This is a genomic window from Klebsiella sp. YJ (assembly GCF_002108615.1).
Lineage (GTDB): Bacteria > Pseudomonadota > Gammaproteobacteria > Enterobacterales > Enterobacteriaceae > Klebsiella > Klebsiella planticola.
This window is the reverse complement of record NZ_MTEG01000005.1, coordinates 18,733-31,567: the sequence shown is the minus strand read 5'-3', so window position 1 is coordinate 31,567 and position 12,835 is coordinate 18,733. Positions and strand designations below refer to the sequence as shown.

The window sequence follows — 12,835 nt, the reverse complement described above, 5'->3', positions numbered from 1 at the left end:
TATGTTTTATGTTATCAAAATGCGAATGATTATCAAGTTCATTTAGGAAGATGATCATTATTGCTTTGATAGGGGGGAACGATAGCGGCTAACAACGAAAAAAATGGCATTGATGAATTCGCATCTCGCCAGTTCACAGATTAGTACAATCTAAGCAACTTTTAAAACCTTTACGCTACATAACAAAAATGTATGTTTGATCACTAATTTGGTGATTGGTCACAGTTCATTGCAATAGTGTGGATTTGATCTCGTTTTCTTTAGTCTTGTTACATAGAATGTGCACAGAAATTTAACCTGCCTCATATTTGGAGCAAATATGGACCGCGTCTTGCATTTTATCCTCGCGATCGTAGTGGTGGCTATACTGGCCCTTCTGGTCAGCCATAACCGTAACCAAATTCGTATTCGTTATGTTATTCAATTACTTGTCATTGAAGTTTTGCTGGCATGGTTCTTCCTGAACTCTGATATCGGTCTGGGTTTTGTGAAAGGCTTCTCCGAGATGTTCGAAAAACTTCTCGGCTTTGCAAACGAAGGGACAAACTTCGTTTTCGGCAATATGAATGACAAAGGTCTGGCTTTCTTCTTCCTGAAAGTTCTCTGCCCTATCGTCTTTATCTCTGCGCTGATCGGTATTTTGCAGCATATTCGTATCCTGCCTGTGGTCATTCGCGCCATTGGTACCGTGCTGTCCAAGATTAACGGCATGGGCAAACTGGAATCATTCAACGCCGTCAGTTCCCTGATTCTGGGCCAGTCAGAAAACTTTATCGCCTATAAAGATATTCTGGGCAAAATGTCGCGCAACCGGATGTACACCATGGCTGCAACCGCGATGTCGACCGTCTCCATGTCTATCGTCGGTGCCTACATGACGATGCTGCAGCCTAAATATGTCGTGGCTGCGCTGGTGCTCAACATGTTCAGTACCTTTATTGTCCTGTCGCTGATTAACCCGTATCGCGTCGAAGAAAGCGAAGAAAACCTGCAGATGTCCAACCTGCATGAAGGTCAGAGCTTCTTTGAAATGCTGGGTGAATACATTCTGGCAGGCTTTAAAGTTGCCATTATCGTTGCTGCAATGCTGATCGGTTTCATCGCCTTGATCTCCGCGCTGAACGCCCTGTTCGCTACCGTTACCGGCTGGTTTGGCTACAGCATCTCCTTCCAGGGGATCCTTGGCTACATCTTCTATCCGGTGGCCTGGGTGATGGGCGTCCCGGCAGGTGAAGCGCTGCAGGTGGGCAGTATTATGGCCACTAAACTGGTGTCTAACGAATTTGTGGCGATGATGGATCTGCAGAAAATTGCCAGCACGCTTTCTCCACGCGCTGAAGGCATTATCTCTATCTTCCTGGTCTCCTTCGCCAACTTCTCCTCTATCGGGATTATTGCCGGGGCGATTAAAGGCCTGAACGAAGAACAGGGTAACGTGGTATCCCGCTTTGGTCTGAAGCTGGTTTACGGTTCGACTCTGGTGAGCGTGCTCTCGGCGTCTATCGCCGCACTGGTTCTGTAAGCTGACAAGATGATAAAAAAAGCCGGGCTTGCCCCGGCTTTTTTACGCCCGCAGCTCACTGAGCGGCCGCGGCTTGCCGATTAAATATCCCTGCAAATAGTCGACGCCTAATGCCAGCAGTTTCTCTTTTTGCTCTTCCGTCTCAACGAACTCCGCCACCACCGTCATATTTTTAACTTTCGCCACTTCAATAATGGATTTAATCATAATCACATCCAGCGGCTCGCTCTCGAGATCGCGGACAAAACAGCCGTCAATCTTTACGATATCCGCCTGCAGGCGCTTCAGACGTTCGTAGTTGGCGTAACCCGTACCGAAATCATCAATGGCAATAGCGCAGCCAAAATCCCGCAGCAGATCAATGTTATGCATACTTTCTCCCGCATCGCTGAACGCCTGCTCTTCGGTAATCTCGATGGTGATGGCCTCCGGCGACAGCTGATAGCGTTTAAACAAGGCGATAATCTGCGCGGCGCTATCATTTTGCATCAACGTGTAAGGCAGCAAATTAACCGAAAAATGTTGCCCCGGGTACTGATGCAGCGTGCTGAAAAGCATCTCCAGCACCAGCATGTCAAAACGCTGGCTCAGGTTGAACTGAACAATCAGCGAAATAAACTGGTCTGGCGTCATCATCGACTGGCCACAGCGCATCCGCGTCAGGATTTCATGATACCCCTCGCCGGCCGAATTCTGGATCGGCTGGGCATACAGCACAAGATCGCGTTCATTCAGCGCCCGCTTCACCTGGGTCAACATCCGAACCTGCTCGCTGGTTTGGTCAGAAACCTGCTCTTGCGCGGCGTCCAGTGCCAGCACCTGCCGACCGTTCCCTGCCTGCTCTGACAGCCAGCTCAGTTGGCCCAGCATGGGATGCAGCTCTTCTTCGATGCCGCGATGTCTTGCCCAGGACGCGCCAAACTCCAGATCCAGCGTTTGATTATGCCAGCTGAACTTCTTGTGATTTAGCATCGCCACCATATGACCCAGCCGCGCGGAAGGATCTGGGCCGCCTAAAACCAGTAATAACTCGCTCCCCGGCAACTGGAAGAGTTCATCCCTTTCCCCCAGCAGCGGCCGTAATTTGCTGGCAATTTGCTGTTTGCAATGCACCCCCATCATCATGCCGTAATGACGGCTGAGAAAGTCGAGGTTAGCGATCCGTAAGCTGCTGATGACGAAATCAGCATCCTGGCGCAGATAGCATTCCAGCGCGCGCAGGTTCGGGAGCCCGGTTAACGGATCTTCCTGGGCCTGATCCCGCCATCTGAGTTTAATTCGTTCGTTCTGGCCGTAAATATCTACCATATAAAACAAACAGATGGTGAATGAGATCAGCACGGAAAGCACAAATGACAGGGAGTATTCAGTCTGGACACCTTGCAGAAAATTTTGATTATAGGCAACGAGTAAAAATGCCGAAACAGACCAGGAAATACGAATTAATACATGGCCCAGGCGGCTAATGCCGATAAAATAGAGAATGAAAATAAGTGGTACTAAATAACCTGCAATATAATCAGAATTATAGGGGGCGCAAAGCACCAGCAATATGGCCCCCAGCGCCATAAACCAGTACAGGGTAAATGCCCGTCGTTCGCGGGTAAACCATGGCTGGCAATGGCGCCGCCAGAATAATTTTGCGTAACGCGGACTGATAAGCATCCGCATTGGGTAATAAAAGAAGGTGGTAAATATTAACGCCGCGCTGATCAGGCTTTGTATATCAATAATAGTATACACGGCCGGCATCCCTTTGAAATAACTAGAGATAGCCAGCGGGAATGCGAAAAACACGCCGACCAGATACATGGTCAGTTTCATTAACACCGGTGCAAAAAAAGCGCCCCAGAAAATCCGCGTCCCCATATACTTTGCCGTCAGCCCGCTGCGCCAGGTCCTGCCAATCAGCATTCTGACAATCGCGCAGGACACCAGCACTGAAAATAGCTGGCAAAATAGCAGCAGCACCGACTGCAAGGCCGTCAGGGGAAGGATGATATGATTAGTAATAGCAAACGAAATAATTAATGGTGCGATTGCGTAGCGGCCAAAAATAAAGATAACCGCATACATCATGCTTAATGGTAGCCAGGCGAGAAAAACCTGATTCCCGTCGACGATAGCCAGAGGTGAAATAAACCTGGCTAATGGGATCGAAATTAAACAAACAACCAACGCGAGAAACGTTTTTCTGATATCAATGTTAAAATTATCAATCATTATTGTTAATAAAAACTCCGGCGCTGGATAATACTATTTTATATTGAATAAAATACTAAAGGGGATAATAAATCCAGGCAAGAAAATAACCTGAGGAAGAATCTTAAATTACATAGAATTCTAATGGCTGTAAGTTTTCTGACTTAACCAGAAAGTGCTTTACATTCGCGATGGCAAAAAAAAACCCCCGCCGTAGCGAGGGTTCTGAATTTGGTGGAGCTAAGCGGGATCGAACCGCTGACCTCTTGCATGCCATGCAAGCGCTCTCCCAGCTGAGCTATAGCCCCACAAGTGTTTTACGAACCAAACCTGATGGGAACAGTGTTTGGTGGAGCTAAGCGGGATCGAACCGCTGACCTCTTGCATGCCATGCAAGCGCTCTCCCAGCTGAGCTATAGCCCCGAACCGTAAAACGTGTCGTGTTGACGGGCGGCATAATATGAATTCCTTCGTCAGGTGTCAACGGCAAAATGAAGCCTCGCAATTTGATCGCTGAAAAAGCAGGCAACTCGCTGACATTGCGAGCCTTATCGCAGGTAGACGTTAAACATGTCACTCTTTCGCGTAAAAGGATGCTATAACATGAGCAACTAATTCCCACATTTTTACTCAGGAAATAGTATGCTCAAGGAACGAATGACACCTGAAGAAATTGCGCATCTTACCGGGTTCAGCCGGCAGACGATCAATAAATGGGTACGTAAAGAGGGATGGCAAACATCACCACGCCCCGGCGTGCAGGGCGGTAAGGCGCGTCTCGTACACGTTAATGAGCAGGTCAAAGAATTCATTCGCAGCGCGCAGCGCGTGGCGGAACCCTCCCCTTCTTATTCTCCGGCAGAAAACGACCTTGAACCCTTGCTGCTGACGCTCAGTAAAGAGATGACTCCCGGGGAACAGAAACAGCTGATGTCGCTACTGCTGCGCGAAGGCATTCGCGGGTTACTCCAGCGGCTGGATATTCGTGACCAGTAATATAATGATGAAACTAAAAGATAAAATGACGCCAGCAGAGCTGGCAGAATGCCTTGGGCTGGCCAGACAAACGATTAACCGCTGGGTCAGAGAACAAAAATGGCGCACCGAGACTATTCCCGGCGTAAAGGGTGGCCGCGCTCGTCTGATCATTATTGATAAGCCGGTCCTCGATTTTCTGGCCAATATTCCGGCACTCCGTCATCTGCTGACCGAGCATCAGCTGGCGGAACCGTCCAGCCACTATTTTGTTAACGATGCTGGCGTTATCTGGCGGCAGATTGCCGAGACGCTGCATCTGATGACGGCTGAAGAGCAGCAGCGCCTGCGGGAGCTTCTCGCCCGTGAAGGCATCAGTGGGTTCTTGTCGCGTCTCGGTATTGCCAGTCAGAAATAGGTAAAAAAAACGGCAGGATATATCCTGCCGCTTCGTTACGCTTCGAGAAGCAAACCTGAATCAGGATTGCTGGCTTTCACGTTCGGCAATAAAAGTCAGCGCTTTATTGATACGTTCTACGCTGCGGGATTTACCGATCGCATGTACAGTCACATCAAGAGCCGGTGACTGGCCTGCCCCGGTCACTGCAACGCGCAGCGGCATCCCGACTTTACCCATCCCGACTTCCAGCTCATCCGCCGTCGCCTGAATAGCATGGTGAACATTTTCTGCTGTCCAGTCAGTGATGGCGGCCAGTTTGTCACGCACGACTTCCAGCGGCTGACGAGCAACCGGACGCAGGTGTTTCTTCGCAGCGTCCGCATCAAACTCGTCAAACTCCTCGTAGAAATAGCGGCAGCTTGCCGCCATCTCTTTCAGAGTTTTGCAACGTTCACCCAGCAGAGTGACCAGCTCAGCCAGCTGCGGGCCGTTACGGGTATCGATATTTTCCTGCTCAATATGCCACTGCAGATAGGTCGCTACGTATTCCGGCGCCATCGAATTAATATAGTGATGGTTCAGCCACAGCAGTTTATCTGTGTTGAATGCGCTGGCCGATTTGCTTACTGCTCCGAGAGAGAACAACTTGATCATCTCTTCACGGCTGAAGATCTCCTGATCGCCGCTGGCCCAGCCCAGACGCACCAGGTAGTTCAGCAGAGCTTCCGGCAGGTAGCCATCATCACGATACTGCATGACGCTCACGGCGCCGTGACGTTTGGAGAGTTTCTTACCGTCATCACCATTAATCATGGAAACGTGGGCGTATACCGGTACCGGCGCGTTCAGCGCTTTCAGGATGTTGATCTGACGCGGGGTGTTGTTGATATGATCTTCACCACGGATCACGTGAGTGATCTCCATATCCCAGTCATCCACAACCACACAGAAGTTGTAGGTCGGAGAACCGTCGGTACGACGGATGATCAGATCGTCAAGTTCCTGGTTGCTGAATTCAATTGGCCCACGGATCTGGTCGTCAAAAATAACGGATCCGTCCTGCGGGTTAGCAAAACGCACGACGCAAGGTTCATTATCGGCATGATGTTCATGGCCGTGGCGGCAGCGCCCGTCATAACGCGGCTTTTCACCCTTTGCCATCTGCTCTTCACGCAGCGCGTCCAGACGTTCTTTGGAGCAATAGCATTTATAAGCGGTACCCGCTGCCAGCATTTCATCAATGACGGCGTTATAACGGTCAAAACGTTTGGTCTGGAAGTACGGACCTTCATCCCATTCCAGATTCAGCCAGTTCATCCCATCCATGATGGCTTCAATTGCTTCCGGCGTTGAGCGTTCAAGATCGGTGTCTTCAATACGCAGTACAAACTCACCGTCATTATGACGAGCAAAAAGCCAGGAATAGAGAGCAGTACGCGCACCGCCAACGTGCAGATAGCCTGTCGGGCTGGGCGCGAAGCGAGTTTTGATTTTCATGAAATGGCCTTACGTTTAATAAAGATGCCGACAACCGGCAGAGTCCGTGGGTATTTATGGGTGAATATTCTAACACCGTGGGCTGATTCCTCAATGTTGTTCAGGTCTGAACGTCACGCTTTGCTATTTTTGTTTATAAATCATGCGTCGCGGATGCTTTTGCGATCGTTTTGGCTAATTTTACGACGAACAAACAAATTATTTAGAAAAGGCGTTGACTCATTTTCAACTCTCCCTATAATGCGACTCCACACAGCGGGGGTGATTAGCTCAGCTGGGAGAGCACCTCCCTTACAAGGAGGGGGTCGGCGGTTCGAACCCGTCATCACCCACCACTACTTATGTAGTCTCCGCCGTGTAGCAAGAAATTGAGAAGTGGGTGATTAGCTCAGCTGGGAGAGCACCTCCCTTACAAGGAGGGGGTCGGCGGTTCGATCCCGTCATCACCCACCACTTTCTCGCCAGCTGGATTTCTTGTTAAAATGTGAAGTACCGAAGTGGGTGATTAGCTCAGCTGGGAGAGCACCTCCCTTACAAGGAGGGGGTCGGCGGTTCGATCCCGTCATCACCCACCACTTCGGGTCGTTAGCTCAGTTGGTAGAGCAGTTGACTTTTAATCAATTGGTCGCAGGTTCGAATCCTGCACGACCCACCAATGTAAAAAAGCGCCCTAAAGGCGCTTTTTTGCTATGTGCCAAATTCAACAATTCGAACCTGCGGCAGGTTCGAGTCGAGCAAAGCGAGACAACGGAGCCGCTCGCGGCGACGGCCCGAAGGGCGAGCAAAGCGAGTTATCCTGCATCCCACCACACGTATTCTTTACACCCGTATTGTTGTTTCTGCACACCGCGCCCGCCCCCCTGAAGCACGCTTCATCGCTGATACAGCGGATCGTCAGTTCTGCCCGCGGTCAGCGTATTTCCCTCTTCACGCACGACTTCCCATAACGCCTGCGCGGCGGTAGAGAGTGAACGATTTTTACGCTGCGCCAGCATCAGCTGACGCTCAACAACCGGAGTGAGTCGCTTGACCCGCAAATGGCTGCCTTGAGGCAACGGTAGCGCCAGCGCCGGTAGAATGCTGATGCCAATACCCGACTCCACCATCGGAAACAGCGTCGCCGGATGCCCAATCTCCTGCACAATATTGGCGTCAATGCCAAAGCGCGCCAGCGCGGCATCAATCAACGGCCGGCTGCCGGAGGCGTAATCCTGCAATACCAGCCTCTGGCGGTGAAGCTCCTGCCAGCTCACCGATGCTCTTTCAGCAAAAGGATGATCCTCCCGGCATAAAAGCAAAAAAGGTTCCGCCAGCACCGTTTCACATTGCAGATCGGTCGCCGCGCCGGGATCGATAACAATGCCGAAATCCACTTCCCCCTGGCGAATGCTTTCCAGCACCCACTGCTGCGGCCGATCGTGCAGAACAAAATCGATCTCCGGATAACGTTGATTACTGTGGGCAATACATTGGGGGATCAGGTGCGCTGAAATCGTCTGGCTGGCGGCCACCCGTACGGTTCCGGTTAACTGCTGCCCGACCCGTCCGGCATCACGCAGCGTACTGTTCAGTTCGTCCAGCAGCCGCTCAAGTCGACCGGCCAGCTGCTGTCCCGCCTCGGTCAGCACCACCTCCCGGGTCGTACGGTCGAGCAAACGAACGCCGGTCTGGTGCTCCAGCTCTTTGACGCTATGGCTGACCGCAGACTGACTAAGACCAATGATCTCCCCTGCCCGGCTGAAGCTTTTTGCTCTGGCGACGGTGACGAAGACCTTTAACTGACGCAGCGAATAATTCATCTTTTTTATTCATGAATGGATGCAATAAATTAATTTTATTTCTCAAAATAGAAAAAGCACAATAGCGCTATCGATTTTCAGGAGCGTTTATGAAACTTTTCCGCATTCTTGATCCCTTTACTCTGACTCTTATCACCGTTGTGCTGCTGGCCTCTTTTTTTCCGGCCCGCGGCGGTTTTGTTCCCTTCTTTGAAAATTTAACCACCGCCGCCATTGCGCTGCTGTTTTTTATGCACGGGGCGAAACTCTCCCGCGAGGCCATCGTCGCCGGCGGCAGCCACTGGCGTTTACACCTGTGGGTGATGTGCAGCACGTTTGTGGTATTCCCTGTTTTAGGCGTGCTGTTTGCCTGGTGGGCGCCGATTAATGTCGACCCTGCACTGTATACCGGGTTTATCTATCTCTGCATTCTGCCTGCGACCGTTCAGTCAGCCATTGCCTTTACCTCGCTGGCAGGGGGTAACGTCGCGGCGGCCGTCTGCTCGGCATCGGCTTCGAGTCTGCTGGGGATATTTATTTCGCCGCTCCTGGTCGGTCTGCTGATGAACCTGCACGGCGCCGGCGGCAGTCTGGAACAGGTCGGTAAGATTATGCTGCAACTTCTGCTGCCGTTCGTCCTGGGCCACCTCTCGCGCCCATGGATTGGCGACTGGGTTGCACGGCATAAAAAGTGGATCTCAAAAACCGACCAGACGTCGATTCTGCTGGTGGTCTATTCCGCCTTCAGCGAGGCGGTAGTGAACGGCATCTGGCATAAAGTCGGCGTCGGCTCGTTGCTCTTCATCGTGGTCGTCAGCCTGGTTCTGCTGGCTATCGTGATTGCCATTAATATCTTCGTCGCGCGCAAATGCGGCTTTAATAAGGCCGATGAAATCACGATTGTTTTCTGCGGTTCGAAAAAGAGCCTGGCAAACGGTATACCGATGGCCAACATCCTCTTCCCGACGTCGATTCTGGGGATCATGGTACTGCCGCTGATGATCTTCCATCAGATTCAGCTGATGGTGTGCGCCGTTCTGGCACGACGCTACAAACGGCAGGCTGAAGCACAGCTGGCGCAGGAGAAAACCCGCGCCTCTGAGGCTTAACGCGGCTTCTTCAAGGGCTGAACCAGCTGGCTCAGCCCTTCTGTTTTGATCAACAAAGTTAATGCCATCAGCTCGCCAAGATGGCCGGCAGGAAACTGGTCTTTACGAGCAAACCACAGCAAATACTCTTCCGGTACATCAATCAGACGACGGCCTTTGTATTTGCCAAACGGCATTTCCGTATTAGCAATCTCAATGAGCTGATCCTTATCCACCTTATTCTCCCAGCAGCCGCAGCATTTCGGCTTCATCAATAACGGCAATGCCCAGCTCCTGCGCTTTAGCGAGCTTAGAGCCCGCCGCTTCGCCGGCAATCACCAGATCCGTTTTCTTCGAGACGCTGCCGGCGACTTTTGCCCCCAGCGCCATCAGCCGCGCCTTCGCATCATCGCGAGAAAGCTGGCTGAGGCTGCCGGTCAGGACAACCGTTTTACCGGCAAACGGACTATCAATCTCCTCGGCATTGACCACCACCGGCGCAGGCCAGTTGACCCCTTCGGCGCGGAGCTGCGCGATCACATCGCGGTTGTTCTCTTCAGCAAAGAAGTGAAAGACGTGCGTGGCCACGACAATGCCCACATCCGGAACTTTTTGCAGCTCCTCAATGGAAGCCTGCTCCAGCGCTTCAAGCGTGGCGAAATAGGCCGCCAGCCCGGCGGCCGTTGCTTCACCGACCTCGCGAATACCTAATGCGTAGAGGAAACGAGCAAAGGTGGTTGCTTTTGATTTTTCCAGGGCATTAACCACGTTTTGTGCTGACTTAGGCCCCATTCGATCCAGGCCAGTGAGCTTCCCGGCGGTTAAGCGGAAGAGATCCGCCGGTGTGTGAACGTACTCTTTCTCAACCAGCTGGTCGATAATTTTGTCCCCCATGCCCTCCACATCTAACGCGCGGCGGGAGACAAAATGCTTTAACGCTTCCTTACGCTGTGCGCCGCAAATTAACCCGCCGGTACAGCGCGTTACCGCCTCGCCTTCGACCCGTTCGACATCAGAATTGCACACCGGACAATGGGTCGGGAAGACTATCTCTCGCGTCTCCTCCGGACGCTCGGAGAGTACAACGTTAACGACCTGAGGAATCACGTCCCCCGCGCGGCGAATCACCACCTTATCGCCAATTCGCAGCCCCAGGCGCTCTATTTCATCGGCGTTGTGCAAAGTAGCATTACTCACCAGAACACCGGCCACATGCACCGGCTCCAGGCGAGCCACCGGGGTGATGGCTCCGGTACGCCCCACCTGAAACTCGACGTCGCGCACGAAAGTCATTTGCTCCTGCGCCGGGAACTTAAACGCCACCGCCCAGCGCGGCGCGCGGGCCACAAATCCAAGCTGTTCCTGAAGCGCCAGGGAATCGACTTTGATGACCACGCCATCAATATCAAAACCTAAATTCGGACGGTCTTCTTCAACTTTACGGTAGTAAGTAAGCACTTCCTCTGGGGTATGGCAAAGTTTCACCCGGTCGCTAACCGGCAGCCCCCACGCCTTAAACTGCTGCAGACGGCCGGAATGACTCCCCGGCAGCTCACCGCCATTCAGCGCTCCCACGCCGTAGCAAAAGAAAGTAAGTGGTCGCTTCGCCGTAATTCGCGGATCGAGTTGACGCAGAGAGCCTGCCGCCGCGTTGCGTGGGTTAGCAAACACTTTCCCTCCGGTGCGGCGGGCCTCTTCGTTAATTTTTTCGAAGCCGGCCTGCGGTAAGAAGACCTCGCCGCGAACCTCCAGCCGTGCTGGAATATTGTCGCCACGCAGTCTCAGTGGGATGGCGCGAATCGTCCTGACGTTGGCGGTGATATCTTCGCCGGTGGTGCCATCGCCACGGGTTGCCGCCTGAACCAGCACGCCGTTTTCATACAAAATGCTGACCGCCAGCCCGTCCAGCTTTAGCTCACAGCAATAGATCAGGTCATCACTGCTCTTCAGCCGATCCTGAACGCGCTTATTGAAGGCAAGGAAGCTCTCTTCATCAAAGACGTTATCCAGCGACAGCATCGGAACTTCATGGCGGACCTGGCTAAATGACGCCAGCGGCGCCGCGCCCACGCGTTGGGTTGGAGAATCAGGGGTAATCAGTTCCGGATGCAGGGCTTCAAGCTCGCGCAGTTCGCGCATTAACCGGTCATATTCCGCATCGGGAATCTCCGGGGTATCCATAACGTGGTACAGATATTCATGATGGCGAAGCGTGGTTCGCAGTTCAGTTAGTTTTTGTTCGATCGGTTCCATATCACACCATCAATGATAAAAAACCCCCGGCAGGCGGGGGTTCTGGATTGGTAGACGAAACGCCGGGGAATAAATCAGGCGTTGGCCTCTTTAACTTCACGAATACGATCCTGATATTCGCGCAGTTTTTGCGGGGTCATCATCCGACGCTGATCGTCCAGCACCACACCACCGACTTCATCGGCAATATACTGTGCGGATTGCAGCATCAGTTTAAAGTTTTGTAGCTCATCACCAAACGACGGCACCTGCATAAAGATCGTTACGCCAGGCGTGGTCATGTCGGCCATACCATCGGGATTGAAGGTGCCCGGTTTAACCATATTTGCCAGGCTGAACAGAACCTGGCCGCTGCCGTCCGGGCTGAGATGGCGATGAAAGATATTCATATCGCCAAATTTAAAGCCCGCCTGCTGGATGCTGTTAATCAGCACTTCGCCGTTAATCTGCGTGCCCTGGTGCGCAGAAACGTTCATGACGATAACCGTTTCTTTGCGTTCTTTTGGCTGCGGCGCTGGCTGCTGAGGCTCGGAGACCTGCGGTTCAGCTACCGGCTGAGGCTGCGCGGCGACAGGCTGCGGCGCTGGCTGCGGTACCTGAGCAGGCTGTTGCGGCGCACTCTGAACGACCGGCTGCTGAGGCGACTGCTGAGGCTGATATTGCGGCGGCACAGGCTGCTGCGGCGCGACAGGTTGCGGTGGCTGTTGCCCCTGAGGCGACGGCACATGAGGCTGCGGTGCCTGATGCTGAGCGGGCTGCTGCCGTACCGGCTCTTCCGGACGCACAGGCTGCTGCACCTGACGCTCGTAAGGAGGCTGGTATTGGTGTTGCGGCGGCGCCTGACGAGGTGCTTCTTGCTCCCCATGCACGCCATTTGGGGCGTGGTTAACCCGGTGAACGCGAACTTCACCTACGCCTTCAACATCGTCATCAAAGTCATCGTTCTCAGACTCTTCGTCATCGCGAGACTTCATACGTTTCAGTGGGCGATCGCGAAACATCGAGGAACGTTCTTTACGGCTGGTCCAGAAACCGTGTACCAGTAAAGCGAGTATGGCGATCGCGCCAACAATGATTAATATCAGACGCAAATCCTGCATCATTATATTCTCTGTTGTTC

10 protein-coding genes, 6 tRNA genes and 1 other RNA gene are annotated in these 12,835 nt (G+C 52.6%); 9 read left to right on the top strand and 8 right to left on the bottom strand.

What is annotated here, in order from left to right:
* Window positions 1-319: 319 nt before the first annotated feature.
* On the top strand, window positions 320-1,522 hold the full coding sequence (locus BV390_RS06045; protein ID WP_032686573.1) for a NupC/NupG family nucleoside CNT transporter: 1,203 nt from the start codon (window positions 320-322) through the stop codon (window positions 1,520-1,522).
* 42 nt (window positions 1,523-1,564) lie between these two features.
* Here BV390_RS06045 and BV390_RS06040 read toward each other — a convergent pair whose 3' ends face one another.
* From BV390_RS06040 to BV390_RS06030, 3 genes are all read right to left on the bottom strand, one after another.
* Complete coding sequence (locus tag BV390_RS06040; RefSeq protein WP_085396705.1) at window positions 1,565-3,745, bottom strand: sensor domain-containing phosphodiesterase; 2,181 nt, start codon at window positions 3,743-3,745, stop codon at window positions 1,565-1,567.
* A 211-nt stretch (window positions 3,746-3,956) separates the two neighbouring features.
* Window positions 3,957-4,032, bottom strand: a tRNA-Ala gene (locus BV390_RS06035).
* A 39-nt stretch (window positions 4,033-4,071) separates the two neighbouring features.
* Window positions 4,072-4,147 (bottom strand) — tRNA-Ala (locus BV390_RS06030).
* Window positions 4,148-4,366: 219 nt separating this feature from the next.
* On the opposite strand from BV390_RS06030, the gene BV390_RS06025 reads away from it, so the two are divergent.
* A complete protein-coding gene (locus BV390_RS06025; RefSeq protein ID WP_004865414.1) occupies window positions 4,367-4,720 on the top strand; it encodes a YfeC-like transcriptional regulator in 354 nt (117 codons plus the stop codon).
* Between the two features lie 4 nt (window positions 4,721-4,724).
* The gene (locus BV390_RS06020; protein WP_085396704.1) at window positions 4,725-5,117 is read left to right on the top strand and encodes a YfeC-like transcriptional regulator; all 393 of its coding nucleotides are present in this window, start codon (window positions 4,725-4,727) and stop codon (window positions 5,115-5,117) included.
* Window positions 5,118-5,177: 60 nt separating this feature from the next.
* Here the strand turns inward: BV390_RS06020 and gltX are convergent, their stop codons facing one another.
* Window positions 5,178-6,596, bottom strand: a complete 1,419-nt coding sequence (gltX, locus tag BV390_RS06015; RefSeq protein ID WP_032695522.1) for a glutamate--tRNA ligase — start codon at window positions 6,594-6,596, stop codon at window positions 5,178-5,180.
* A gap of 259 nt (window positions 6,597-6,855) precedes the next feature.
* Here gltX and BV390_RS06005 point away from each other — a divergent pair.
* The 5 genes from BV390_RS06005 to BV390_RS05985 all read left to right on the top strand — a co-directional run bounded on the left by BV390_RS06005 (window position 6,856) and on the right by BV390_RS05985 (window position 7,405).
* Window positions 6,856-6,931 (top strand) — tRNA-Val (locus BV390_RS06005).
* A gap of 42 nt (window positions 6,932-6,973) precedes the next feature.
* Window positions 6,974-7,049 (top strand) — tRNA-Val (locus BV390_RS06000).
* A gap of 46 nt (window positions 7,050-7,095) precedes the next feature.
* Window positions 7,096-7,171: transfer RNA gene (locus BV390_RS05995), tRNA-Val, on the top strand.
* Between the two features lie 4 nt (window positions 7,172-7,175).
* A tRNA-Lys gene (locus BV390_RS05990) sits at window positions 7,176-7,251 on the top strand.
* A 34-nt stretch (window positions 7,252-7,285) separates the two neighbouring features.
* Window positions 7,286-7,405, top strand: a non-coding RNA gene (locus BV390_RS05985) — RtT sRNA.
* A 63-nt stretch (window positions 7,406-7,468) separates the two neighbouring features.
* Here BV390_RS05985 and BV390_RS05980 read toward each other — a convergent pair.
* The gene (locus BV390_RS05980) at window positions 7,469-8,395 is read right to left on the bottom strand and encodes a LysR family transcriptional regulator (protein WP_032695524.1); all 927 of its coding nucleotides are present in this window, start codon (window positions 8,393-8,395) and stop codon (window positions 7,469-7,471) included.
* Between the two features lie 89 nt (window positions 8,396-8,484).
* On the opposite strand from BV390_RS05980, the gene BV390_RS05975 reads away from it, so the two are divergent.
* Complete coding sequence (locus BV390_RS05975) at window positions 8,485-9,483, top strand: bile acid:sodium symporter family protein (protein ID WP_032686553.1); 999 nt, start codon at window positions 8,485-8,487, stop codon at window positions 9,481-9,483.
* Here BV390_RS05975 and BV390_RS05970 read toward each other — a convergent pair.
* From BV390_RS05970 to zipA, 3 genes are all read right to left on the bottom strand, one after another.
* On the bottom strand, window positions 9,480-9,698 hold the full coding sequence (locus BV390_RS05970) for a DUF3820 family protein (RefSeq protein WP_032686567.1): 219 nt from the start codon (window positions 9,696-9,698) through the stop codon (window positions 9,480-9,482). The two genes, BV390_RS05975 and BV390_RS05970, sit on opposite strands and share 4 nt — an antisense overlap.
* 1 nt (window position 9,699) lies before the next feature.
* Window positions 9,700-11,715, bottom strand: a complete 2,016-nt coding sequence (gene ligA / locus BV390_RS05965) for an NAD-dependent DNA ligase LigA (RefSeq protein WP_032686552.1) — start codon at window positions 11,713-11,715, stop codon at window positions 9,700-9,702.
* 74 nt (window positions 11,716-11,789) lie between these two features.
* Complete coding sequence (zipA, locus tag BV390_RS05960; RefSeq protein ID WP_085396703.1) at window positions 11,790-12,818, bottom strand: cell division protein ZipA; 1,029 nt, start codon at window positions 12,816-12,818, stop codon at window positions 11,790-11,792.
* Between the last annotated feature and the right edge of the window lie 17 nt (window positions 12,819-12,835).

What these genes read in the sequence shown, in the direction of transcription:
- BV390_RS06045 (WP_032686573.1), top strand. Translation starts at nt 320, where the DNA reads ATGGACCGCGTCTTGCATTTTATCCTCGCGATCGTAGTGGTGGCTATA.
- BV390_RS06040 (WP_085396705.1), bottom strand. Translation starts at nt 3,745, where the DNA reads ATGATTGATAATTTTAACATTGATATCAGAAAAACGTTTCTCGCGTTG.
- BV390_RS06025 (WP_004865414.1), top strand. Translation starts at nt 4,367, where the DNA reads ATGCTCAAGGAACGAATGACACCTGAAGAAATTGCGCATCTTACCGGG.
- BV390_RS06020 (WP_085396704.1), top strand. Translation starts at nt 4,725, where the DNA reads ATGATGAAACTAAAAGATAAAATGACGCCAGCAGAGCTGGCAGAATGC.
- gltX (WP_032695522.1), bottom strand. Translation starts at nt 6,596, where the DNA reads ATGAAAATCAAAACTCGCTTCGCGCCCAGCCCGACAGGCTATCTGCAC.
- BV390_RS05980 (WP_032695524.1), bottom strand. Translation starts at nt 8,395, where the DNA reads ATGAATTATTCGCTGCGTCAGTTAAAGGTCTTCGTCACCGTCGCCAGA.
- BV390_RS05975 (WP_032686553.1), top strand. Translation starts at nt 8,485, where the DNA reads ATGAAACTTTTCCGCATTCTTGATCCCTTTACTCTGACTCTTATCACC.
- ligA (WP_032686552.1), bottom strand. Translation starts at nt 11,715, where the DNA reads ATGGAACCGATCGAACAAAAACTAACTGAACTGCGAACCACGCTTCGC.
- zipA (WP_085396703.1), bottom strand. Translation starts at nt 12,818, where the DNA reads ATGATGCAGGATTTGCGTCTGATATTAATCATTGTTGGCGCGATCGCC.